General features: G+C 59.1%; 21 protein-coding genes. 9 read left to right on the top strand and 12 right to left on the bottom strand.

The genetic code is table 11. The features are described from left to right. Nucleotides 1-12: 12 nt before the first annotated feature. Entirely contained in the window at nt 13-894 is an 882-nt protein-coding gene (locus tag AC3IUE_RS32270) for a His/Gly/Thr/Pro-type tRNA ligase C-terminal domain-containing protein (protein WP_489264777.1), read from the top strand. A gap of 24 nt (nt 895-918) precedes the next feature. Here the strand turns inward: AC3IUE_RS32270 and AC3IUE_RS32275 are convergent, their stop codons facing one another. Next, the gene (locus tag AC3IUE_RS32275) at nt 919-1,440 is read right to left on the bottom strand and encodes a DUF3617 domain-containing protein (protein ID WP_462000287.1); all 522 of its coding nucleotides are present in this window, start codon (nt 1,438-1,440) and stop codon (nt 919-921) included. A 131-nt stretch (nt 1,441-1,571) separates the two neighbouring features. On the opposite strand from AC3IUE_RS32275, the gene cls reads away from it, so the two are divergent. Further along, nucleotides 1,572-3,011, top strand: a complete 1,440-nt coding sequence (cls, locus tag AC3IUE_RS32280) for a cardiolipin synthase (protein ID WP_489264779.1) — start codon at nt 1,572-1,574, stop codon at nt 3,009-3,011. On the opposite strand, the gene cfaB is transcribed toward cls, so the two are convergent. The 5 genes from cfaB to hflK (AC3IUE_RS32305) all read right to left on the bottom strand — a co-directional run bounded on the left by cfaB (nt 3,008) and on the right by hflK (AC3IUE_RS32305) (nt 10,371). Next, a complete protein-coding gene (gene cfaB, locus AC3IUE_RS32285; protein WP_489264781.1) occupies nt 3,008-4,192 on the bottom strand; it encodes a C17 cyclopropane fatty acid synthase CfaB in 1,185 nt (394 codons plus the stop codon). The two genes, cls and cfaB, sit on opposite strands and share 4 nt — an antisense overlap. A gap of 227 nt (nt 4,193-4,419) precedes the next feature. Beyond that, nucleotides 4,420-6,330, bottom strand: coding sequence for a cation-translocating P-type ATPase (locus AC3IUE_RS32290; RefSeq protein ID WP_223431338.1), 1,911 nt, complete (start codon nt 6,328-6,330; stop codon nt 4,420-4,422). Next, the gene (gene hflK / locus AC3IUE_RS32295) at nt 6,327-7,385 is read right to left on the bottom strand and encodes a protease modulator HflK (RefSeq protein WP_489264784.1); all 1,059 of its coding nucleotides are present in this window, start codon (nt 7,383-7,385) and stop codon (nt 6,327-6,329) included. The genes AC3IUE_RS32290 and hflK (AC3IUE_RS32295) overlap by 4 nt, the downstream gene beginning before the upstream one ends. Continuing rightward, nucleotides 7,382-8,416, bottom strand: a complete 1,035-nt coding sequence (hflC, locus tag AC3IUE_RS32300; RefSeq protein WP_056738533.1) for a protease modulator HflC — start codon at nt 8,414-8,416, stop codon at nt 7,382-7,384. Before hflC ends, hflK (AC3IUE_RS32295) begins: the two co-directional genes overlap by 4 nt. Beyond that, entirely contained in the window at nt 8,413-10,371 is a 1,959-nt protein-coding gene (gene hflK / locus AC3IUE_RS32305) for a protease modulator HflK (RefSeq protein ID WP_489269006.1), read from the bottom strand. Before hflK (AC3IUE_RS32305) ends, hflC begins: the two co-directional genes overlap by 4 nt. 216 nt (nt 10,372-10,587) lie before the next feature. Between hflK (AC3IUE_RS32305) and lpdA the strand changes: the two genes are divergently transcribed. After that, a complete protein-coding gene (gene lpdA / locus AC3IUE_RS32310; protein ID WP_489264786.1) occupies nt 10,588-11,988 on the top strand; it encodes a dihydrolipoyl dehydrogenase in 1,401 nt (466 codons plus the stop codon). 114 nt (nt 11,989-12,102) lie between these two features. Here the strand turns inward: lpdA and AC3IUE_RS32315 are convergent, their stop codons facing one another. Next, a complete protein-coding gene (locus AC3IUE_RS32315) occupies nt 12,103-12,576 on the bottom strand; it encodes an Lrp/AsnC family transcriptional regulator (RefSeq protein ID WP_046044944.1) in 474 nt (157 codons plus the stop codon). A gap of 145 nt (nt 12,577-12,721) precedes the next feature. Between AC3IUE_RS32315 and AC3IUE_RS32320 the strand changes: the two genes are divergently transcribed. Then, nucleotides 12,722-13,351, top strand: a complete 630-nt coding sequence (locus AC3IUE_RS32320) for a LysE family translocator (RefSeq protein WP_156400782.1) — start codon at nt 12,722-12,724, stop codon at nt 13,349-13,351. A gap of 3 nt (nt 13,352-13,354) precedes the next feature. Here the strand turns inward: AC3IUE_RS32320 and AC3IUE_RS32325 are convergent, their stop codons facing one another. The 5 genes from AC3IUE_RS32325 to AC3IUE_RS32345 form a co-directional block, all read right to left on the bottom strand. Then, complete coding sequence (locus AC3IUE_RS32325; protein WP_489264789.1) at nt 13,355-15,469, bottom strand: hypothetical protein; 2,115 nt, start codon at nt 15,467-15,469, stop codon at nt 13,355-13,357. Next, nucleotides 15,456-16,652 (bottom strand): DUF3142 domain-containing protein, encoded by a 1,197-nt coding sequence (locus AC3IUE_RS32330; RefSeq protein WP_489264791.1) that lies wholly within the window; start codon nt 16,650-16,652, stop codon nt 15,456-15,458. Before AC3IUE_RS32330 ends, AC3IUE_RS32325 begins: the two co-directional genes overlap by 14 nt. A 184-nt stretch (nt 16,653-16,836) precedes the next feature. Then, nucleotides 16,837-18,867: a 2Fe-2S iron-sulfur cluster-binding protein gene (locus AC3IUE_RS32335; RefSeq protein WP_489264793.1), complete on the bottom strand. Its 2,031-nt coding sequence runs from the start codon at nt 18,865-18,867 to the stop codon at nt 16,837-16,839. Between the two features lie 63 nt (nt 18,868-18,930). Next, entirely contained in the window at nt 18,931-19,557 is a 627-nt protein-coding gene (locus tag AC3IUE_RS32340; RefSeq protein ID WP_489264795.1) for a glutathione S-transferase family protein, read from the bottom strand. A 131-nt stretch (nt 19,558-19,688) separates the two neighbouring features. Beyond that, a complete protein-coding gene (locus tag AC3IUE_RS32345) occupies nt 19,689-20,591 on the bottom strand; it encodes a LysR family transcriptional regulator (protein WP_489264797.1) in 903 nt (300 codons plus the stop codon). Between the two features lie 730 nt (nt 20,592-21,321). Here AC3IUE_RS32345 and AC3IUE_RS32350 point away from each other — a divergent pair. The 5 genes from AC3IUE_RS32350 to AC3IUE_RS32370 all read left to right on the top strand — a co-directional run bounded on the left by AC3IUE_RS32350 (nt 21,322) and on the right by AC3IUE_RS32370 (nt 24,507). After that, nucleotides 21,322-21,498 (top strand): hypothetical protein, encoded by a 177-nt coding sequence (locus AC3IUE_RS32350; RefSeq protein ID WP_489264799.1) that lies wholly within the window; start codon nt 21,322-21,324, stop codon nt 21,496-21,498. Nucleotides 21,499-21,587: 89 nt separating this feature from the next. Next, on the top strand, nt 21,588-22,805 hold the full coding sequence (locus tag AC3IUE_RS32355; protein WP_489264801.1) for a YcaO-like family protein: 1,218 nt from the start codon (nt 21,588-21,590) through the stop codon (nt 22,803-22,805). Continuing rightward, nucleotides 22,786-23,454, top strand: coding sequence for a TfuA-like protein (locus tag AC3IUE_RS32360; protein WP_489264803.1), 669 nt, complete (start codon nt 22,786-22,788; stop codon nt 23,452-23,454). Before AC3IUE_RS32355 ends, AC3IUE_RS32360 begins: the two co-directional genes overlap by 20 nt. A 60-nt stretch (nt 23,455-23,514) precedes the next feature. Then, nucleotides 23,515-24,231 (top strand): hypothetical protein, encoded by a 717-nt coding sequence (locus AC3IUE_RS32365; RefSeq protein ID WP_489264805.1) that lies wholly within the window; start codon nt 23,515-23,517, stop codon nt 24,229-24,231. Between the two features lie 3 nt (nt 24,232-24,234). Further along, nucleotides 24,235-24,507 carry a MoaD/ThiS family protein gene (locus tag AC3IUE_RS32370; protein ID WP_489264807.1) on the top strand — a complete coding sequence of 91 codons (273 nt, stop codon included), beginning with the start codon at nt 24,235-24,237 and terminating at the stop codon, nt 24,505-24,507. Nucleotide 24,508: the final 1 nt, after the last annotated feature.

Consider the following 24,508-nt stretch of genomic DNA (forward strand, 5'->3'; position numbering starts at 1 on the left):
GAGAGCACCGACATGATTCATATCACCCTGAGCGATGGTTCATTGCGTGAATACGACCAGCCACTGTCGGTGTACGAGCTCGCCGCGAGTATCGGACCCGGGCTGGCAAAAGCGGCGGTGGCCGGCCGAGTGGACGGCGTCCTGGTGGACTGTGAGTACATGATCGAGGCCGACGCCCGGGTCAGCATCGTCACGCCTCAAGAGCCCGACGGGCTGGAGATCCTGCGACGCTCCTGCGTGCTGATGCTGGCCATGGCCGTTAAGCAACTCCATCCACAGGTGCAACTTCACGCAGGAACGGCGCTGGGCGACGGGTTCTTTCATGAGTTTTCTGTCGAGCGATCCTTAACACAGGCAGACCTGCCACTGATCGAAGCCCGCATGCAGGCTCTGGCGGCGACCAATCACTCGATTCGCCGTCAAGGAAAGACGCCGCTGTACCGCCTGGGGAACTTCGAATCTACGACCGCTGGCCCGCATGTCCCCGCGACCAGAGTGTTGCAAGCGTTCACCCTCGACCACATCAGCGATACGTTGCCGCAACGGATTTACGGGACGTGCTGGTCCTGCCAACAGGAGCTTGATAGCTGGCGGACACCGCCACACGTCATGATCGTCAGCATGGACCAACGTCAGGCGGATTACGCGCAGTCGGTAACCGAGGCATTGCGCAGAAGTGGCGTGCGCGCCCGCGCGGATCTGCGTCACGAGAAAGTCCGCCAAAAGATTCGCGAGCACAGTCTGCACGTGCCGTATCTGGTGGTGATCGGGGAGAAAGAAAAAGAAGGCGGGTTTGTCAGTGTGCGCAGCCGCACTGGAGAGGATTTCGGCAGGATGAGCGTTGAGACGGTGTGTGAGTGGTTGAATCAGGCCCGCTCCCACACAGTCATGTAAGGGCGCGGGCCTGCTGGCGAGCTTTTAAGCTCTCGGTTTGACGGTCCCGCAATCCTGTCCCAACCACACGGCGCGGCTATCGAGGCTGCCCTTCTGCTGAATGCCGGTGGCGTTGAACGTGCCGTTAACCTTGGTGGTGAACTCACGATCACTGAGGAACGTGGCGACACCGGTGCCCTGCGCTTTCGGACAGCTGAAGCGGAATTTCCACTGATTCCCGGTGCGGTCGGTGATTTCCTGTTTGCAGCCCGACTGTGGATCGGTCAGCGGAATATTGTCGGTCTTCACCTGCTCCGGCGTCAGACAAGCCCGAATCCCTTTGCCGCCCATGGTGATGCCCTGCTTTTCGAGCTGCGCGCGCTGTTGAGGGGTCATCTGGCTCTGTAACTGGCCAAGGATCAGCTGCAAATCCGGGAGATTCTGGTCATCGACCTTCATGTTGCTTGTGGTCATTTCCCACAAACCGGGCTGCAACATCTGCGCCTGAGCGGCCACAGGAAGTGACAAACCAATAGCCATGGCCAAACCCAGCAGACGAACGTTCATCGAGTAACTCCTGATCAGTAGTGGCCGTTAGACGTCAGCCAATGGCTTCGGTTCATGGGCCAATTAAATAGCGACATTCTGCACGGAACATGGTCTGTTAAGCATTGAATCTTCAGGAGCAAGGCTGCCCCATGGATTACTTTGGACCGCATATTTTCGGCTACATGATTGCACTGCTTCACACGCTGGGCCTGATCGCTGCCATCCACGCCGTGCTCACCGTCCGGACCGCCCAGGGATCGATCGCCTGGGCCCTGTCGTTGCTGTTTATTCCCTACCTCACGCTCATCCCCTATCTGGTCTTCGGCCGCAGTACCTTCGATGGCTACATCAAGGCTCGGCGCCAGGCCAACGAAGAAATGCGCAAGGCAATCTCCGAGCTCAACTGGCGCCCCTGGGTAGAAGAGGCGCTGACCGCTCGCGCCTCAAATGCTTACGCGTCCTTGAGGGCCATGCCGAAACTGGGGCGCATGCCGTGCCTGGCGAACAACGAGGTGCGTTTGCTGATCGACGGCCAGGCCACCTTCAACGCAATATTTGAAGCCATCAGCAACGCGAAGGAAGCGGTGCTGATTCAGTTTTTTATCATCCACGACGATCGCCTCGGTCAACGCCTGCAAACCTTGCTACTGCAGAAAGCCGCCGAAGGCGTGGCGGTTTATTTATTGTACGACCGCATCGGCAGCCATTCCCTGCCTCACAGTTACGTGCAGCCGCTGCGCGATGCCGGCGTCGAGGTCAAAGCCTTTGCCACCCGTAGCGGCTGGCTCAACCGCTTCCAGGTCAACTTCCGCAACCACCGCAAGATTGTGGTGGTCGATGGAGTGCTGGGTTTCGTCGGTGGGCACAACGTCGGCGACGAGTACATGGGCGAGAAACCACCCCTCGCGCCGTGGCGCGATACCCATGTGCAAGTACGCGGGCCGGTGGTGGCCTGCATGCAGGAATCGTTTGCTGAAGACTGGTTTTGGGCTGCCCGCTCATTGCCGCCGCTGATCCTGCCGGACGTTTACCCGGACGACGGCGTGCTCTGCCAATTACTCGCCAGCGGTCCGGCGGATTCCTACGAAACCTGTTCGTTATTCTTCGTCGAAGCCATCCATGCGGCAACCGAGCGGGTGTGGATCACCAGCCCGTATTTCATCCCCGACGAAGCCGTGTTCGCTGCGTTAAGGCTGGCGGTTCTGCGAGGTGTGGATGTGCGGCTGCTGCTGCCCTCACGACCGGACCACCGAATCGTCTACGCCGCCTCCAGCCTGTATGCCTTTGAAGCCGTGCGCGCTGGCGTGCGGGTGTTCCGCTATGAGCCGGGATTCCTGCATCAGAAAGTGGTGTTGATCGACAGCGAAATCAGCGCCATTGGCAGTGCCAATCTGGACAACCGCTCGTTCCGGCTGAATTTTGAAGTGATGTTGTTGACGGTCGACAGCGCGTTTGCCGCCGAAGTAGAACAGATGCTCAACGATGACTTTGCCCAGGCTCACGAGATCGCCAAAGAAGAAAGCCGGGAGACCCACCGCCTGCAACAGGTCGGCATGCGGGTCGCCCGGCTTATTTCACCGATACTTTAAGGATTGTAGATATCGTCGCGCGTCCATGGCAGTTCATGGCTGCCATCGGGGTGGGCTTTTACCGCGAGAATCTGGTGCAGATTGATCCAGCCCTTGGCGAACGCATAAGCGCATCCCGCCAGGTACAGCCGCCAGATCCGTAAAGCCTGCTCTGGCACCAGCCTGGAAGCCGCTTCCAGATTGTCTTCCAGGCGTTCGCTCCAATGGTCCAGCGTACGCGCGTAATGCAGGCGCAGACTCTCGACGTCGACGACTTCCAGCCCTGCTTCGCTGATCTCGGCAGAGATCATCGACAGATGCGGCAGCTCGCCATTGGGGAACACATACTTCTCGATGAATTCGCCGGCACCGCGCCCCACCGGACGGCCGTCGATGTGTTTGGCGGTGATCCCGTGGTTCATCACCAGCCCGCCCTCTTTCACCGCACCGAACAAGGTCTTGCAGTACTCGGCCAGATTGGCGTGGCCAACGTGTTCGAACATGCCGACACTGACCACTTTGTCGAAGCGACCGTCCTGAGGCAGGTCGCGGTAGTCGAGCAGTTGCAGTTCGACCAGATCGTCCAGGCCTTCGGCAGTCACCCGTTCACGGGCAAGTGCCAGTTGCTCTTTACTGAGTGTGATCCCGAATACCTTCGCGCCAAACTCCCGGGCCGCATACCGTGCCAGTCCGCCCCAACCGCAGCCAACATCCAGCAGATATTCCCCTGGTTGCAGCCGCAGCTTGCGGCACAAGTGACGGAATTTGGCTTGCTGGGCCTGCTCCAGCGTTTCACTGCCGGTCTCGAAATAGGCGCAGGAATACGCCATGTCACTGTCGAGCCACAGCTGATAAAACTCATTGGAAAGGTCGTAGTGGTAGGAAATCGCCTTGGCGTCGGCTTCTTTGTCGTGAGCGGTGCGCACCGGTTGACTGTCTTGATCACCAAGCAACGCCTGGCTCCACTCATCGCAGACGCGGATCACGTCGCTGATGGAGCCTTCCAGCTCAAGTTTACCTTCGACAAACGCCGCTCCGAGCGCGTCCAGGCTTGGGTGAGTGAACTGGGTAACCATTTGTGGGTCCTTGACCACAATAGTGACGCTAGGCGTCGGCCCCAGATTGAATTCATGGCCGTCCCAGAGTCGCAGGCGTAGCGGTAACTGCAGATTCTGTAAGGCCGGAGGAAGATGCGCGAGCATGGATAGACCCTCTTGTTTCAGACGTCTGATGTGAGGGTAGTCCATCCTTGAAAAATAGCTGGCTATCGAATTGATAGCCCTTTTCTATAATCCGTAACGCTCGAACCCACCGTCGCGAATTCACAAAAGTGATTGCCCTCACCCTAGATGACTACGAATTCATCGCACAGTTCTGAAAACTTGAAATCGACCGTGATCGCGCTGTTTAGAGCATTCACCCGGCGTACTCAATCCTCATCCTCAAGCTTGAGCAATGGTTCCTGAAAACGCAGTAAACGCCCGGCATTCCCCAACACCAGCAAGGTGCTGAAGTTGTGCAACAGCGCAGCAATCATCGCTCCCGCAGCGCCAAGCCAACCGAAGGCGGCGAAGGCTACAATCGCCAGCGTCCAGCCCAGACCGATGATCACGTTAACCTGCAACGTGTGCCGGCATTGGCGACTCAAGCGCACACACGTGCCGAGTCGACGCAGGTCGCTGCCGATCAGGACGATATCGGCCGACGCCAGCGCGATGTCCGCCCCACCCGCGCCCATGGCGACGCCGACCACACCGGCCTTGAGCGCCAGCGAATCGTTGATCCCATCTCCCACGACCATCGGCCGGAAGCCGCTGCCGATTTCCTTCAGCACGCGATTGAGTTTGTCCTCGGGCAAGGCTTGAGCTTCAACGTCGCTGATCCCGACATCCCGCGCCAATGTGTGCGCGACGCTTTGTCGATCTCCGGTAAGCAGTAACTGCCGGCCCAACCCCAATTCACGTAGCTCGCTCAAGGCAAATCGAGCCTCGGGTTTGACGCTGTCGGCCAGCAACAGCCAGGCGAGGAATTCACCGTTGAGCGCCAGCCCGGCAATCGGGCCATCGTGGTCGGGGACACTTGAAGTGGCGATGCCCAATTGCGCGAATAGCTCCGGACGACCGAGCGCCGCCTCGCCCTGCTCCGTCATCGCCACCACACCCAGCCCCTGACGCTCGTGAATGTCGGAGAGCAGCAGAAAATGTTCCTGGGTGACCAGCCCGGCGAGCGCGCGGCTGACCGGATGACTGCTGGCGGACCCGAGGCTGGCAGCGAGCTTGAGGACGTGGCTGCGATCCTCGATTGGGCTGTCGATGGATTGCAAACGCAAGGTGCCAAAGGTCAGGGTTCCGGTCTTGTCGACCACCAGCGAAGTCAGGTCTGCCAACTCTTCGAGGAACGCGGAGCTGCGAATCAGAATTCCGTGACGAGCCGCCACCGCCACGCCGGCAATCGCCGTGGCCGGCGCGGACAACACCAGCGCGCAAGGACAGGCCGCCACCAACACCGCGAGCATGGCCTGAGCATCGTTAGTGACGAACCAGGTCACGGCGGCCAGCAGCAACACCAGCACCATGTAGCTGCCGGCGTAGCGTTCCAGCAAACGCGTGATCGGTGGTTTGGAACGCTCGGCACTTTGCATCAGCGCAATGACTTTGCCGAGGGTCGACTCATTGCCGGTGCGGGTCACTTCGATGCGCAGCAGACCGTCGAGGTTGATCGCGCCACCGAAGACTTGCATGCCGACGCCCGCCTCCATCGGCACCGATTCGCCAGTAATCGAAGCGGTGTCCAGGCTCGCCTGACCGGACAACACCCGACCATCCGCCGGCACCCGATCACCCGCGCGCACCTCGACGAGGTCGCCGGCCTTGAGTGTGCCGTTATCGACTTCGACGATGGAGCCATCGGCCTGAACTTTGCGCGCGTGGCTGCGTGTCAGTTTGCCGAGGGCGCGAATCGCCTCCTGCGAGCCGATCACGCTGCGCTCTTCCAACACGTGGCCGAAGATCATGATGATCGGCAGCAACGCCGCGGTCAGCAGATCACCCGTGGCCCACGCCCCGAGCATGGCCAGGGCGATCAATTGATCAGTGATCCCGTGCAGGCTCGGATAACGCAGGCTGTACCAGGCTGAACGCATCACCGGCACGGCCACCAATAACGAAGCAAAGCCCAGCAGCAATTGACTGACGCCCGTTTGCTCCGGCGACAACCAGCGCCAGGTCAAGCCGAGCGCGAGCAGGCCCAATGCGAGCATGGCCAGGGTCAATTGACGTGCGGCGCTGCGTTGTTCAGCCGAGGACAACATGCTCGGTGCGGCGGCGGTTTGGGTGGTCATTGTGCAGCTCCCTGAATGATCAGGCGGGAATCGTCTTTCGGGTTGACCGTGGTCACTGAGCCGGCCTGGCCGAGAATCTTCGGCATCCGCTCGCGGTAGATGCGCAGCAGCATTTGCGGGTCGGTGCCCTGTTGTTGCGCCTTGGCCAGGCTCAATACCGTGGCCGTGTCAGCCGAGGCTTTGGCCAGACGTTCGCTCGCTTGGGCGTGAGCGACTTGCAGCGTGCGATCGGCTTGTTCGTTGGCGGTCTGAGTCAGTTTCTCGGCTTCAGTGCGAGCATTGGCCACAGCTTTATCGGCTTGTTGACTGGCAGTCAGAACAGCGTTGAAGGCGTTGACCGCTGGGCCGGGCAGACTCGATTGCACGTCGACCCGCGTCACTTCAATGCCTAACCCCTGACCGGTCGCGGTCAGGTCCGCCAAGCGCTGATTGATGGCTTGCACCAGATCACCGCGCAACCGTTCGCGGCGTTCAGCAGCCTGACTATCGGCGCCGATCAGCTCCGGTCGGGCAACCAGAATAGTGTCCAGATCTCGTGCGGCAGTGAGGGCCACCGCGCTGCGAGTCACCAATCGATCCAATGCCGGCAACACATGTTCGCCTTGAAGAACGAAGGCGTACGGCTCGGTCACTTTGTAGAAAACCCGCACATCCAGTTGCACCACGCCCGCGTCACCGGTGAGCAAATAACCGGAGCCGGCGAGTGCATCGCTGATCGGTGTGGCGAAACTCGCTGCCCGGTCTGCCTGCAACGCGACATCTGTGCGCAGCAGATTTTCCACCCGACGCTCAATCACCCGATCCGCCGCAGGCAATAAAATCACCTGCTCAAACGGACGTGGCCAAGCCAATAGCAGGCCAGCATTCTGGATGCGATCCAGCGCGCCAAAGTGCAAAACCACAGCACGATTTTGCGGATCAATCTGCCGCACATTGGAAAATGCCCACGCTAAAGCGGCTAACACTGTCACGGCGTAAAGGGCCAAAAAAGCCAATCGCCCCGCCTGAATCCAGGGACTGCTCAACTCATTTGTTCCACGTGGAACTAATTTCATGGCTGCGACCCGGACTTGTTATCAAGGGTCGGCGGACCGTCAACCAACACCCGGAACGGCGCGGCATCGGTGCGCAGAATCAGTTTAGTGCCGGGCGTGACGATGGTGCCTAGTGTGTCGAGGGAGCGCAGCAGGTTGTAGAGCTGTGGTGATCCGGCATAGGCGCGACCATAAATTTGCGCCGCTTCAACGCGCGACTGAGCTTCGATATCGGCAGCTTTCACCGTCGCATCGGCTTGTACGATTCGTGCATCACGCTCGGCAGCGGAACGGATTTGCGCCGCTTCGCGCTTGCCGATGGCCGTGCGTTCGGTGGCAATTGTTTCACGCTCGGCACGCATGCGATCGACCGTAGCGGTGAGGGTTACCGACGGCAAAGTCAGACGCTCGATACCGACTTGCAGCACCCGCACACCATAAGTCGTGAGCAGCTGCTGATCGATTTGCTGACGCAACTGCGCTTCAAAATCGGCGATGTGAACTTGATTGGCATCGGTGTTCACCAGGTTAGCCAGATCAAAACTGCTGGCCGTTGTTTCCAGCGCAGAGCCAACAAACGTACGAATCTGCCGCGCTGCTTCGTCTGGCTGATTCTGTACGGCGCGCATGAAGCGTTGCACGTTGTCCGGATCGCCCTGAACCTGCCAGGCCACGTAAGCCTGAACGATGATGCGCAAACCGTCCCGCGTACCCACATCCTGTAAACCACTCGAGGTTGTGCGCAGTCGCAGATCGACAGGAATCGCCGCTTCAAAAGGAGCAGGCCAACGCCAGCCAAGACCTGGTTCCAGCAATACCCGCGACGGATTACCGAAACGGGTGATCACCGTCGCCTCCCCCGAACGCACTTGCACCAGGCTCGCCGCCGCGATGGCGAACGCTACCAGCAACGCTGCCCAGCCCATTCGCCGCCATGGGAACGGGCCCGCTTCTTGGGGATCACCGTGGTGGTGATGGCCGTGGTGATGCCCGCCATGGCCGTGATCGTGGCCAGTGTGGTCATCGTGATCGTGAGTGTGCGACTGGCTCAATTGGCAGCTCCTGGCTGAGCGGTTTTACGCGCCGGCGCAGGGTCAGCCGGCAGCGTGAACGTACGAAGGTCGATGGTCGGCGCGTTACTGCTGCCGCCCAGACGATGATCGAGCACCAGCAATCTGGCATTGGCCAGGCCCTGGGACAGTTGGCTGAAGTACTGCTCCAGCACGAAGGCCTGGCCAGCGCTGGCGTAGGCTTTTTGCTCGGCGCTGAACCGCAGATCCGCCGCTTGAGCGGTAGCGTTGATTTCACGAGCGCTGGCGGTCGCTTGATCGCGAGCGATGCTGGCCTGCAATTGCGCCTGGTTGGTGGCTTCCGCCGCCGCACCGCGCTCGCGGGAAATCAATGCCTGGGCGCCAATCTGCGCAGCCTGAACGCCGTGATAGGCATTGGCAGCACCGGCCGGCGGATGAATCGCCTCGACCACGGTGGCGAGAATTTCCACGCCGCTGTCGAGTTTCTGCAAGTCAGCCTGTACCGCCCGACCAATCTCTTCGGCAAGCCCTACCCTGTCTTCACCGAGCAAACCGTCGAGGGTTCGCGAGGCGAAATCGTGGACCAGAATTCGGCTGGCGGTGCTGCGGATCAGTGTCGGGACATCAGCGCTGTTGTAGGTCGCGGCCAATGCTGCTTGATCGCTCAGGCCGATGCGGTAGACGAAACGCACGTCCATGTTGACGATCTGGAAGCTCTGCCTGTCGGCTCGGCTGCTGGCAATGACTTGGGATTTGTCGTTCACATGGCTGGCGTCCCACAAGCGATTGGCAATCGCGGGCGCCGGGCCTTCGGCGGGTTCAGCCACGACCGGTGCCGGTGTGTCGCCAACACTGGTGGCCAACTCGTGGACTACACCGTTCTCGACGCTCAACACTCGGCCCAGCGGCCAAGGCAAACCTGCGTGCAAACCAGGACCGAATACCTCCACCGGTTTGCCGAATCGCTCGTAGATGCCCCGCCCTTGCATGGGGATTTCGTGAATGCCGGTCAGTGACCAACCCACTATCGAGACCACGGCCAGCACCGGCAAAAATGCCCGACGCATGTAGGTGAAGGCCCAGATCTGTCGCAGGTCGATGCCGAAGCGGTTATGCAATTCGTGCTGCAACGCCAACAAGGGTTGCGGCGGCCAGCGCAGCATGTCGGCGACGAAGCTGCGCGCCAGCAAGGCAGGTTCGAGTTGTTCGCGCTGCGGACTGAACAACGACAGCAGGGCGCGCAACAGCAGCTCGGCGGCGACCAACCCTGGCAGCAAGCCAATCAGTACCGCCAGACGCACCGGCCATACCGAGGTTTCGCTACCCAACAACAGGCACAAAGCGCTGAGCACCAGGCCAATGATCGCCACCCGTGTCAGCTGCGCCAACGACGCTGCCTCGGGCCATTGCGCGACGTTTTCCTGCGCCAGTTGACGCTCCAGCACCAGTAAACCGAAGGCCAGCAACAACGACAGCGCCGCACCGACACTGGCCGACACTCCCAGTGCGGTTGGCGGCAGTGCAAGGTTCCAGACTTGTTCGATGCTCAATAACGTCAACAGCGACCAACCCGCGAGCCACAGCGTCGGGGCGCCGATCTGCACCAGCATTCGCAGCCATCGCTGACTGAGCCGATCCAGCAGCCGTTCGTACCAGCCCACCGGGGCAACGACTTCGTCAGCAACGACGACCTGCACGACCGGGTTCAACGCCCGCGCGCGCCACTGCGTCACCCACCAGGCCGATTGCAAACCGGCGACCAGCACCAGCAAACCGGCGCTCTGATTGACCAGCAATGCTGGCCAGAGCGACTGCGGCGCAAACAGCCCGACGAAAAACGCCAGCAACCAACCTGCCGCCGCAAGAGCGCCCAGACCGATTGCGAACTGACGCAATCGTCGCCCTTGAAAAACCGCCTGCTGGAAACGCGGCAGCCCGGCTACTTGCGTCCCATCGACATCGAGATCGACTTGCATACCACCCCAGTGTTTATCGTTGCTCATATCGCAATACGTTACGGTATAACGAAAGCCGTGAAATTTCCGTTCTTAAATGCTGTATCTAAAGGCGCTCAACCTGTCGCTTGGCTGAAGCCTTGACCGAAATGCTGCGGAACGCACATATTACGTTCGTAATTTTACCCAAGGACTACGTTTTACCCATTCCGATCCGATTCACTCCAGGAGTACACCATGAGCATCTATGACGTCGTGATTCTGGGCGGAGGCCCCGGTGGTTATAACGCGGCGATCCGCGCCGGTCAGTTGGGCCTCAGAGCGGTTTGCGTAGAAGGACGCGCCACGCTCGGCGGCACCTGCCTGAACGTCGGTTGCATGCCATCAAAAGCGTTGCTGCACGCCTCCGAACTCTACGACGCCGCCATGGGCGCGGAATTCGCCAACCTGGGGATTGAAGTCAAACCCACACTCAACCTCGCGCAGATGATGAAGCAAAAGGATGAAAGCGTTGCCGGGTTGACCAAGGGCATCGAGTTTCTGTTTCGCAAAAACAAAGTCCATTGGGTCAAGGGCTGGGGCCACATCGACGGGCCCGGCAAAGTGACGGTGACCGACAGCCAGGGCGGCAAGACCGAACTGAACACCAAGAACATCATCATCGCCACCGGTTCCGAGCCCACTCCCCTGCCCGGTGTGGACATCGACAACAAACGCATCCTCGATTCGACGGGCGCGTTGTCGCTGACCGAAGTACCCAAGCATCTGGTGGTGATCGGCGCCGGGGTGATCGGTCTGGAGCTGGGTTCGGTGTGGCGGCGTTTGGGAGCTCAGGTGACGGTGATCGAGTTTCTCGACCGGATCTGCCCCGGTGTGGACAGTGAAGCAGGCAAAACCCTGCAACGCTCGTTGAGTAAACAGGGCATCAACTTCAAATTGAGTTCCAAAGTCACCAGCGCCACAACCTCGGCGACCGGCGTTCAGCTCAGCGTCGAGCCCGCCGCCGGTGGAACGGCCGAAACGATTGAAGCGGATTACGTGCTGGTATCCATCGGACGCCGGCCTTACACCCAAGGCCTGGGGCTGGAAAACGTCGGCCTCGCCACGGACAAGCGCGGCATGCTCGCCAACAAGGGTCATCGCACCGAAGCCGCTGGCATTTGGGTGATCGGCGACGTTACGTCCGGGCCGATGCTCGCCCACAAGGCCGAAGACGAGGCCATGGTCTGCATCGAGCAGATTGTCGGCAAAGCGGCCGAGGTCAACTACGACCTGATCCCCAACGTGATCTACACCAAACCCGAACTGGCCAGCGTCGGCAAGACCGAAGAACAACTGAAGGCCGAAGGTCGTGCCTACAAGGTCGGCAAATTTCCCTTCACCGCCAACAGCCGGGCAAAGATCAATCACGAAACCGAAGGCTTCGCCAAAGTGCTGGCCGATGAGCGCACCGACGAGATTCTCGGCGTGCACCTTGTGGGTCCAAGCGTCAGTGAAATGATTGGCGAATATTGCGTGGCCATGGAGTTCAGCGCCTCCGCCGAAGACATTGCCCTGACCTGCCATCCACACCCGACCCGCTCCGAGGCCTTGCGCCAGGCAGCGATGAATGTGGAGGGGATGGCGACACAAATGTAAGCCTGGAGGTTGGCGGTGGCGGGTCTACCGCTATCGCGAGCAAGCTCGCTCCCACATTGGTTTTGTGAACGCCACAGATCAAATGTGGGAGCGAGCTTGCTCGCGATAGCGGTCTCAGACCGGTAAATGCTCCAGCGGCAACGCCCCCGGCGTCTTCACCGTATGAATCGCAAAGTTGCTGCGAATGTCGCTCACACCCGGCAATTTCAGCAAGCGCCCCGTGAGGAAACGGTCATAGGCGCGCAGGTCCGGCACCACCACTTGCAGCAGAAAATCCGATTCCCCTGACACCAGAAAGGCCGAAATCACTTCGGGTAATGCCGTCACGGCCAGGCGAAAGGATTCGGCCTGCTCATCGTTATGCCGCTCAACCTTGACCCCGACAAACACCGTCAGCCCAAGCCCTACTTCGTCGCGATCCAGATTGGCCTGGTAACCGCGTATCACCCCGGCTTCTTCAAGCATCCGAACCCGGCGCAAACAAGGCGAGGCGGACAGACCGATCTCGTCGGCCAGTTGCACATTGCTCAGGCGACCGTCCCGTTGCAGCGCGGCGAGAATCTTGCGGTCGTAGGCGTCGAGTTTCATGGCTTGGTAGATCCTGATGGTTTTCCCGCAATTGAGTGGCAGGTTATGCCAATCAGAAGCATTTTAGAAGCGAACTACGCAACCACCTGCCCTGCCCTTCAGCCCTAGACTAGCCGTACCGAATCGACAACGAATGGGGTGCAACGTGGCAGGACTCTGGGTGTTTTTCATGGCGCTGGCGGTGGTTTATTTGTTGCCGGGCCCGGACATGATCCTGTTGTTGCAGACTGGTGCTCGTCAGGGCAAAGGCGCGGCGCTGGCGACTGCGGTGGGTTTGGGTGTGGCCCGGGGATGCCATGTGGCCTTGGCAGCGTTGGGGTTGGCGGCACTGTTCAAGGCTGCGCCCTGGACGTTCGACGTGGTACGCCTGGCCGGGGCCGCGTATCTGCTATGGATCGGCATTCAATGCCTGCGAACCACCATGCTGCCGAACTTGAATGGAACAGACGCCACCACCGAGAAACCTCGCTGGCGTGCAGCGATCCAGCGCGGTTTGCTGACCAACCTGCTCAACCCCAAGGCATTGCTGTTCTGCTCGGTGTTGCTGCCGCAGTTCATCGATCCGCACGCCGGGCCGGTGCTCGCGCAATTTGCGACCCTCGGAGTTGTGCTGGTCGGTGTCGGCTTGCTGTTCGACAGCGCTTACGCACTGACCGGCGCAGCGCTGGGCCGTTGGCTGCAACGCAGTCCTTCGGCCCAGCGCCTGCAGCAGTGGCTGTTTGGCAGTCTGCTGATCGGCTTCGCCGTGCGGCTGACCTTTGTGCAACAGGCTTGAGCCTTACCGCGTTTTACGGCGGCGATTGATCAGCAACAGCGCCGCTGCCGTGACCGCTATCACACCGCCAATCTGCAACGGCGTTTTGTAGGGCCGCAGTTGCGAGCGCGCGGTGTCGGTGACCTGGGTCACATAGCGCTTGTCGGCGCTCTGAAAGTCCGGATCCTGGCATTGATGACCAAAATCGCCGGCCCAGACCACATACGGGCCTTCCTCGACATAACGACGGTAGAACGCGCTTTGCTCTTGCAGGCTGGTGCCCCACGACGAAGCCTTGCACAACACCGAAGCAAACGCCTGACTGCTGTGGGGCAGATGATCCGCGGCCTTGCTTGCCAAAGCCGTGGCGACAAAACGGTAGTGGAAACGCTCATCGGGCTGCGCCACGGTGGCTTGCTGGCGCTGCACTTCACCCTCGGCCATCAGCGGCCCGACCTTGAGTTCCGCGCTTTCGAGACTGTAATTGCCACCGAAGCTCGCGTAATCCGGGGACAACTCGTAGCCCAACAACTCCATTCCGTCGAAACGGGCCAGTGTCGCGGCATGGTAATAAGCGAATGCCCGTTTGGTCGGCCACCATTTTGATTCGGCGTCGTGGCGCAACTGCCCGTACCACTTGGCCTTGGCCTGCAAGTCGGCGTTATCGAAATAGGCTGGCGCTTCGTCGTACCGCTCTTCGCGCAGCAAGCGCCGCCCGAGCAAATTACGCAGTTTCGCCGCCACCGGTAACTGCACGTAGTTATCGCGATCCTGCTGAGTCAGAGGGGGCGGCGCCGGCACTTGAGTGTCGACGTATTGCTTGAGCTCATCGACGGTCAGCACCCGCTCGGCGACCGTGGCGGCGTCGAACCAATAGATATCTTTACTGCGATAAAGCTGATCGAACGCTTGCAGATAGTCCCCGCGTTGCAACGCCAGGATTGCGCTTTCACCCTCGACCCGGCACTTGGGCTGAAGCGTTTCGAAGTCCCAGTCTGGCGTGCGCCGCTCACCCCACGACTCGTTCTGCGGGAAGGCCTGGGCAGCCTTGGCATACGCCGCGGCAGCCGCGTTTTTATCGCCATCGCGCACGGCCAGTTTGGCCCGCAGCCACCACGCCAGTCCGCCATCACCGGCATGTTCGAGGAACGCCTTGGCGCTGGCGTAATCACCCTGTTGATAATTCACAGCCGCCAGACGATCCGCGTTGTCGAGGCTACCGTGGGTGCTGTTTTGCAGCAGTTTGATCAGTTTCAATTCGTTCGGCGGTTGATCGCCGAATGACCAGCCCAGTCGGCTGATCAACGACGCCGTCACCAGTTGCTGTACCGGTTTGCCCTTGAGCAACTCGGCCAGTTGATCGTCAGGCATCGCCGCGAGGTCGGCCACCAACAGTTTCAGCGAGGTATAACCCACCGCCGAACCCTGAAGGTTTTGCGTGGCGTAGAGTTCGATGGCGCTGTTCCAGTCGCCAGCGGTGCGGGCCACGCGGGCCTCTTCACCGAGGCTGGCGACGCCCAGTTCCAGTGGGTCGCTGAAGCCGTCGATGCTCAGTTGGCGGGTCTGCTCGAAGGCCTTTCGAGACTGAGCCAACAAGTCAGGGCCAGCGTCCGCTTCGGAGCTCATGGCAAACAGCGCCCGACCTAACGAGTAAGCCGCCCAGGTACTGCGTAACGCCCGTTGATCCGCCGGCAACGCCAGCACCTTCTGGAAGTACTCGGCTGCCAGTCCATGATCACCCGCATTGAATGCCACCGCGCCGGCCAGATAAAGCTTGAGTTCCGCCGGCAGGCTCGCGCCCTGACTCTCGACCTCATGCGCATCGGTCAGGCTGCGTAGCTGTTTCACCAGCGCTTGCTGCTCAGCCGTCAAACCGGATTGCTCAGCCTTATCCCGCTGTTCTGCGTAGTCGGGCGCATCCATGTTATAGGCGGTTTCGCTGACGTTCTTCAGCCCGGCGACCGCATGCCCGAGGCGACTGATTTCAAATCTGAAATTACCTTCCGGCAGTTCCGCCAGCGACTGGCCGCGGTTGTCCAGCAGACGCATCGGGAAATCCGGCCCACAGGCCAGCGCCGAACCCAGCGGCAGGCTGAGGCTCAGGCAAAGCAGATGGCGGGGCCAGTTACGGGTCAACATTCGAACCTCCTTGATCAATATGTGCGCAACGAGCCCAACCCACGGCGCGCTGCCCGCCGGCCGGTATTCGACCGTCGCGCAGGCGGGTGAAGGTAAGCAGATCCGGGCGCTGTTGCAATGCATAACCGGCCAGCGCGTCGGCACCGTCACAACCCTGCACCGCGAGAGTCAGGCGTTCGGGCCAGGCGCTGTCGAGGTTGCCCTGATTGCTGAGGCTGATGTCATAGAGGTCGTTCTGCACCGAGAGTTTCAACGCCAGTCGACTGTCGAGGGCATCGCCACGCGCCACGGCGCCCAAGGTCGTCAGGCTCCAGGCCCGGCGGTCGCTGGCCAGCGGCAGGCGAAACCAGATCAGGCCCGCCAGATGAGCCGGTGGATCGTTGCGCAACTCGGTCCCGAGTCGGCTCAGTTGCTGCGGATCGGCGAGTAATTCCCGACGTTTGCCGCCCTGTTCGATCGGCACTTCGCTTTCCACTAACGGCGCACCGGTGCCGCGCGGCAACAACGCCACACCATAGGCCGGCAGCGCCAGATAGAAAGGTTTCGAAGTGATGCGGCTCCAGGCCTTGGTCCATTGTCGGGCCTGATCCGGGTTAAACAAGCCAAGACGCGGATCGCTCACCGCGTGCACCTGCAACACGCTGCTGTCGACTGTGGATAACAATGCCGGCAATTCGGGACTGTCGAGCCAGGCCGGCAACGCGGTGATGCTCAGCGCAATAGTGGCCGGCAGAACTGCGCGCAGCTGCGTAAGAAATTCGCGGTAGGCCGGTAGCCGAGCATTACCGGCATCGTGGTCGATTTCCACGCCGGAGAGATTCAACCCCTGCCCTTGCCAATCGCCGAGTACCTGCAGGATCTGCGCGGTGACTGCGTCCCGATCCAGCGACTTGAGCTGGCCGTCGAGACGAATCACCGCGATCAGCGGCCGACCATCGCCTTTGAGCAGCGCTGGATCAATCCGCGCCCGGCTCCAACCCGCCCCAGGGAATGCCTGCAAGGCCAGCACCCGCAGGGTGGAAAAGTCAGCGCGGCTGTCCCTCAGCGCCGCTTCGTGGCCCGGTGTCCATTGCCGTTGCCAGACGTAGAGTTGCTGATCGAGCGGTGGCGCATCCTGCCGTTCGCAACCGTTGAGCAACACCACCGCGACAATCAACGCCGACAGACGAGCGAAAAAATACATAAAGCCCCTTGAGCCGAATCAGATCCTTTGTAGCAGCTGTCGAGCCTGCGAGGCTGCGTTCGGCTCGGTCCGCGCGCGGGCGCAGCAGTCGCCAATACTACGTGCACGGTGTATCTGAAGAACCGCTGTATCGGATTTTACGACTGCTTCGCACTCGAACGCAGCCTCGCAGGCTCGGCAGCTGCTACAAATCGAGGACCAAAGGCTGCGACCCCTGCGCCGGAATCGCACAACAAATCAGCACGTGTCCGTCATCCGGCACTTCGGCTGGCGGCTGTGGATAATTCACTTGGCCGCTGATCAGGCGAGTCTTGCAGGTCCCGCAGGAACCGCCGCGGCAACTGAATTCCGGGCGCAGCCCACGGCTTTCCGCCAACTCCAGCAAACTGCCACCGTCGGGTTGCCAGCGAGCCTCTTTAGCCGAGCGCTGAAACACCACCGGCACCGAGGTCGTCGCCGCGGGCGGTTGCTCGATGATCACCGCGTCGGGGTCCGATACCCGGCGCAAGGTCGAGGGGCCAAAGGTTTCGGCGTGAATCCTTGCGTCACGGATGTCCAGTTCCCGTAGGCCGTCGTACAGCCCCTGGGTAAAACTGCTCGGACCACAGAGGACAAAATCCAGCTGATCGTAGTCCTCCACTTCAAGGAGGGTCTTGAGCAGCGCGGTGTCGATCCGCCCCGTCAGGTCGAAATCCTCACCCTCCAAGGCCCCGGCTTCCGGCTGACTTAGCAAGCGCAACACCCTGACCGCATCACCGGCATCTTCGAGCAAACGATCCAGCTCAGGACGAAATACTTGATCGGCCAACGTGCGCGAACTCTGGAAGAACCAGGTCGGCCGGATGCGGCGGGTGCGCAGGCCTTGGTAAACCACTTCGCGCAGCATCGACAGCAGCGGCGTGATGCCGACACCGGCAGCCAGAAGCACCAGCGGACGACGCTCATTAGGCGCGACGGTGAAATGTCCCTGAGGCGCACGGGCCTCCAACAGATCACCGACACGCACCTGTTCATGCAGGTGCGAAGACACCAAGCCGTCACGCTTCACGCTGATGCGGAAAAAATCATCGGACGGCGCGCTCGACAGGCTGTAAGTGCGGATGTGCACCTCGCCGGCAATGTTAAAGCGCAGCGGCAAATGCTGCCCGGCCTGAAACACTGGCAACCCCGCCCCATCAGCAGGCTCCAGATAGATCGAGCGGATGTTGTGGCTTTCCTCTTTGATCCGCGTCACTCGCAGCGGCCGCCAACGATCGCCCAGGGCCTGGGCTTGCAGACGGGCGTTGGCCTGCGCCCAGGTGCCGGTCAGCAAACTGGTGGGCGACACACCGTCGAAACGCCACCGCAGAGCAAGCGCGGCGGGCCGACGTACCAGGCTTTCCACCTCGACCGTCCACAAGCGCTCGGCCCCTTGAAACGCCTCGACCTGTGGGCCTTCAAGAATGACTTCGGTGCGACCGCTGAGGTGCAGCAGGTCTCCCGAATTGAAATCGATAAACAGCAAACCGGCCCGGGGATTGAGCAGCAGGTTGCCCAAGGTGTTGAAGAACAGGTTGCCGGCGAAATCCGGAATGGTCAGGCGATTGCCTTCTACTTGTACGAAACCGGCCTGGCCGCCGCGGTGAGAAACGTCCACCGAGCGTTGCCCATCAATGTCCACGTAACTGGCGACAAAGAAGGTATCGGCTCCCGCGATCAGGGCTTTCGCCGCATCATCCAGCCCGTTGAGGTGTTGCGCGATGCGAGGCGACGGATCCGCCAACGGCACCGAGCGAAACTGCCGCAATTGAATGTATTGCGGGCAATTGCCGTAGGACTGCTCAACTGTCACATCGAAGCCGCTTGCCGTCATCGCGCCGACTCGGCCATTGAGGCGGTTACGGCGACGGGTGTGCAGTTCGATCCCCAACAGGCCGATGGCTGCGCCCTCCGTCAATTGCGCCGGATCATCAGCGCCCGGCAGGCTGCTGAATTGCAGCGCACCCGGCGTGGGCGAATGAGCGAAACCCGGTAGCCCTTCAAGAATACTGGCCCAAGGATTACCGTCGGCATCCACCGCCCCGTACAGCATGAACGGCAATTGCTCATAGAACGTGCGGTGCTGATCCGGCATCTCGCTGCGAATCACCTTACGACCGAGCGCCTCCATTCGCTCGGCAATACCTACATGAGCCTGCAATTGTTTCTCGCCGGCGTGCCAGGGTGAACGGTCCACAACGACTTCTCCCCTGCGCCATCGGCGCAGTGTGAACGACCCGAGAGTGTCGGGCCGTAAGCATCAGGCAGTTTTTTGCAGACCGGCAACGGTACGCGGCATGCCGACAAACCCTGGCAACGCTTCGATCCGCGCCAGCCAGGCGCGGATGTTGGCGTAGTCCTCCAGGGACACGTTGCCTTCTGGCGCATGGGCGATGTAGCTGTAGGCCGAAACGTCGGCAATGGTTGGCTCGGCGCCAGCCAGATACGGCGTTGCTGCCAGTTCCTGATCGATCACTTTGAGCACGGTGTGGGAATAAGCGATCACCTCTTCAGCGTTGTAAGCCGCCCCAAACACCGTGATCAGCCTCGCTCTGGCGGGGCCAAAGGCAATCGGCCCAGCGGCAATCGACAACCAGCGCTGAACCTTGGCCGCCCCGACCGGATCGGTTGGCAGCCAGCGGCCGTCGCCATATTTTTGCGCCAGATAAACCAGAATCGCGTTGGAGTCGGCCAGCACCACGCCTTGATCATCGATGACCGGAATTTGACCAAACGCGTTGAGCGCGAGGAAATCCGGCTGCTTGTGCGCGCCCTTCGGCAAGTCGACAAAGATCAGCTCGGTCGGCAGATGCAGCAGGGACAGCATCAGCTCTACACGATGAGCGTGGCCGGAACGAGGGAAGTTGTAGAGTTTGATCGCTTGCATAGTCGACTCCGCTGGGTGGTGGCGCTGTTGAACAGTGTTCGGCACCGATGGGGAGCTATCTTCCACCCGCAACCAAAACAACAGAATAACCAGCCAACGCAATCCATTATTTCACCAGGTGAAATAAACCCTCACGCCTGCAAGGACGGATGCTCACGTAGCGCGCTCACCGCAAAATCCACAAAGCTGCGAATCCGCGCAGGGGCCTTGCGCCCGCCCTGATAGACCACATGGATAGGCAATGGCGGCAGTTCGAAGTCCGCCAGAACGATTTCCAGCTCACCGGAGGCGACTTTACTCGCGACCTGATAAGACAGAACCCGGGTCAGCCCCAAACCCAGGCATGCCGCCGTAATAGCCGCCTGATTGGCCGTCACCACCAGGCGCGGCGCGGGTCGAACACTCAGCGGCTCTCCCCCTTCGAGGAACGGCCAGGTTCTCGACTGACCAATAGAGGACGTCGCAATAACCGGCGCCTGAGCCAGATCCTGAGGATGTCGAGGTCGACCGTGGGCTGTCAGGAAGTCCGGGGAGCCGCATACAACCCGCCGAACCTCACCCACGCGAATCGCGTGCTGATTACTGTCGGGCAACTCACCAATCCGCACGGCGACATCGATTCCCTCCTCGACCATGCTGACCACTCGATCGACCAGCAACCCATTGATGCTGACCTCAGGAAATTGCGTCAGATAATTCACCATCACTGGCGTGACAAACAGCTCACCAAACAACACCGGCGCGGTGATTGTCAGTTGCCCACGCGGTTGAGCGTGACTGCCCGCCGCCGAATCCTCGGCTTCCTGCACCTCGGCGAGAATCCTCCGACAGTCTTCCAGGTAACGCTGACCCGCCTCGCTCAAATGCACACTGCGAGTAGTGCGCGTCAGCAGCAACGTGCCGATGCGTTTCTCCAGCGCTGCCACTGCACGAGTCACGCTGGCTGCAGACAGGCCCAGACGCCGAGCCGCTGCCGAGAAGCCTTGGTCTTGGGCGACGGCAGCGAAGACCTGCATTTCCTGGAATCGGTCCATGGGCGTGTCCTCATTGAAAATCAAAAGATTGCAGTCACGGCAGCTTCTTGTAGGTTGACCTGATCCAGAGGAAGAGATCACGCCTAGGTTATGGACCTACATGCTTTCTGGCGACAATTTAAATCAGCCAAGCTTTATCGAAACTATCCGGTATCAGCCCGAGCGGTGATCAGAGTATCCAGGGGGTTCTGCACATGCCGATGGATAAATCAGGTCGCTGGACAACCGCATCTTTCACTTACCGTCTGGTCCTGCTACGCAACCGAATTCCGATCGCAATCTAGGATGCTCTTAAATAATGCGATGACGAGACTGTAGGCAAATTCTTCGAGATTGAAAAAATCGACGATATCGCCGGGGGCCATTACGAAAAATAAATCGTTTAGCTTGTTCCTACCGAAGCTCCTTCAAGGGAGAAAAATAAGAATCTGTGATAAACCACATTAAGACCATTCAAGAGTATCAATTACCAGTTATTAATCATGGGTCTATGCAACAACTCTATTTTTCGGCAGACAAAAAACGTAATTAAAATTTCCTCGGATTACCCGCCGCCCTGTAAGAATATTCTCTTATTCGTGCAGGCACCGTCCGAAAGACAATTACAGTTAAACCAGATCCGATTGAGGATATAAATTAATTCTTTGACATTCCCGTCCTCATCTGCAAAAAATCTAGGTGTTGCGCAACAGACCTTCTCAAACGCAATACTAAGGATGGAGTAACAGTAATGGATTCTAAAGTTAATGATGTAACCTTCGAGCTTCAACTGGACCCAGAAACTGCGGAAAAATTTTCCGTTATTCTGAACGATGAAAGCCTCATGCACGCCGGTTTTGTGGCACATCAGTCGAACAACAACGTGTTGACGCTGGCTCTGGCTGAAGACGTAAAAATCGCAGCCTGAAAAAACGGGAGGGAAGTAATTCCCTCCCGTTTTATTGTGTCGAACATGATGCTTGTTTTATATCTTTCATCACTCAAAGGTGCCCCAGTATGCAAAGGCTTAGTTCGAGCCTTCGTCGCCGCAGTGCCGAAGAAACATTAAAAACTATCGTCAACGATATTGCCCCGCGTTTGGGCATTACCCGAGTGACCGATACAACCTGGCTGGACCGTATCGGCATTCCAGTGTTTGCCAGCATTCGACCCGATGCATTGAGGGGTTCGCTGTGCGTAAATGCTGGTAAAGGCCTCAGATCAGCAGAAGCCAAGATAGGCGCGTACATGGAAGCCATTGAGTTTAGCCTTGCGCAATACAACACGGCGCAACTGAAACTGTTAAAAACTACGCCGAGGCAACTCATTGAAAGCCACGAAGGACGAATAGCGTTCAATCAGTTCTGCATGTTGTATGGCATCTCTGCCGACGCCGACTCGCTCATCATGGCCATCGAAGTTGAAGATGTATTGCGCAAGCAAAAGGTGCTTGCACCCGCCGAACTGGTGTTCATTCCATACCCCAAAAACCCCGGGCAACAACTCTTCGGGGAAAGCTCCAGTGGCCTGGCTTCAGGCAATGACTTGGTGGAAGCCTCGGTACACGCTGTTTGCGAACTCATGGAGCGCGATGTTCAAGCCTTTAATCACCTGCATGACTGCTCCCGCCTCATCAATCTGGACCGCCACAGTTTAGAAACCGACGCTCTGATCAATAAAATCAATGACGCGGGGTTGAGCCTGTCGGTCCGTTACACCGAGAACTGTTTTGGCCTGGCCTACTTTCAGGCTTTTATCATGGAAGAGTCCTCCCAAGCGCCCATCTCTGTGGCCACCGGCTCAGGGTTACATCCCATCAAGGAAATCGCCTTGATCCGGGCCATCTGTGAGGCGGCCCAAAGCCGTTTAAGCCACATACACGGCGGCCGGGACGACATCATCGAGCGCGTCAAATATTTCGAGAAAAAGGGCCGTTCGGCCGAACTTCAGGCCATCTCACGCTTGCGTACCGTGGCTACCTCCCGGGACCAGATGATCGATTACTCCTCCATCGACTGCCAGGAAACCGCAATCCCCACGATCGAATCGGCCTGGGAGTTGCTCATCGAGCGGTTGCAGCGTGTCGGGCTCAGTACCGTGCTAAGGGTCTTGCTCAGCAAAGCGACGGACGACATTACTGTGGTCAGAATTATTATTCCGGGGCTTGAAGCCTTTGAACCCGGCTTGAAAAGGGTCGGTCCGAGGTTGAGTACATATGTCAAACAAAGCGCTTGAGGTTTGCACACTGTTTGCTGGTCCCTCTCTGCAAGGAATAGACAGTCAGCTACTGTGCAGTGATGGCCTGGTGTTACGCCCGCCCGTCAAACGCGGCGATATCGAACGCCTGGTGGCGCAATTGCCCCCCTCGAATCTGGCAATTGTCGATGGCGTGTTCCATGCACATCCTGCTGTCGGCCATGCCGAGATACTCGACGCCCTGGCTGCGGGTTGGCGCATTTGGGGATTGTCGTCTATGGGGGCCATTCGCGCCTGTGAAATGGATACGCTGGGAATGACAGGTTTTGGTGAAGTGTATCGACAATTCGCCAGCGACCCAGACATGTCCGACGACGAAGTGACCCTGATACATCAAGCACAAGAGCCTTTTCTTTCACTCAGCGAACCACTTATTCATATCAGGAAGTTTTTAAGACAGTGGGCGACCGAACAGATCATTACGCTAGAGCAAGAACAACACCTACTTCATTACCTGAAAAACATGTGGTACGGACATCGAACTCTAAATTGTTTGAAAGAAGCCTTGCTGGTACTCCCTGTCGCGGCGAAACAAATAGACAGCGCCCTGGCCAACTTTTCTGCCTACAGAATAAAGAGCTTGGACTTGATCGATTTTCTCAAACTGCAACCATGGACAAGACGGTAAAACAGAATGTCGCCATCAGAGATACTGTGTGAAATAAACGGTTTGCCCTTTGTGCACCCCATGTTCAACAGCATAAAACTTTTAACGCTTGTCGCTGTTGTACGTAAAAATATCGAGGGCGGCGAGTTACCTTTAACCGCCTATTTGCAACCAGACTTTGCCACCAGCCTGTATAACCGGCACGTCGAAGGTGCACCCGAATTTCCACCTCATCAAGCGCTCGGTAACGCCGAGCAGGTCATGTTGGCCGAAGCGAAGAGCAACCTCAAAGCCTTGCTGCCGGAATGGACTGGGCTATTGGATCTGCCAGTTAAAATACATAAGTTGCTGACTCAACAAGTCAGCCTGACCAATCCCGTGCTGCCTCAACAAATGTTTCTGGGCGAAGCCGCGTTTACCAGCATTACAGACCTTGAAGAGTTACTGGTGCATGAACTGTCCCATATCTGGTCCAGTTTGATCGCCGAGATTTACGACTTCCAGCTCAAGGATAGTTCGAACAACTACATACTCCCATCAGGAACCGGCGGCAAGAATCCTAGGGGTGTTTTGCTGGCATGTTTGTTTGCGGTCAGCGCCGTGAACTACCACCAGAGGTTACTGGCCAGCGGTTCCGTGCGAGCTCGTCCCGAACGACTCCACTACTTGCATCAGTATTTCCTCAAAAGTCTGGCCACTCTCCAGGCTTCGGCTGAACTATCCGAAATCGGAAAACTGATCACCTCTAGGCTGGATGCGTTTTCCAGCGACCTGACAACTGACACCGTTCAAGGATGACCCATGGCAGTCGTACACTTTCCCCGACAATTCATGTCGTACACCGATCAGCATAAAACACACGCCACTGAGGGCCTGTGTGTCAACGATGTACTAAGCAACCTGACCGCACGGTTTCCCGACCTGATTGGCCCGGTCTTCTCTGAGGACCTGTACCCGCTGCCGTTCGTGGGATTGTTCGTCGACGGCATGCCCGTGACCAGTGAGCATGACCGCAGTTGTCCTCTGGACAGTAACGCGCAATTGATTCTGATCAACGCTGTGGCAGGTGGCTGAC

This window comes from Pseudomonas sp. GL_093, from assembly GCF_057837605.1.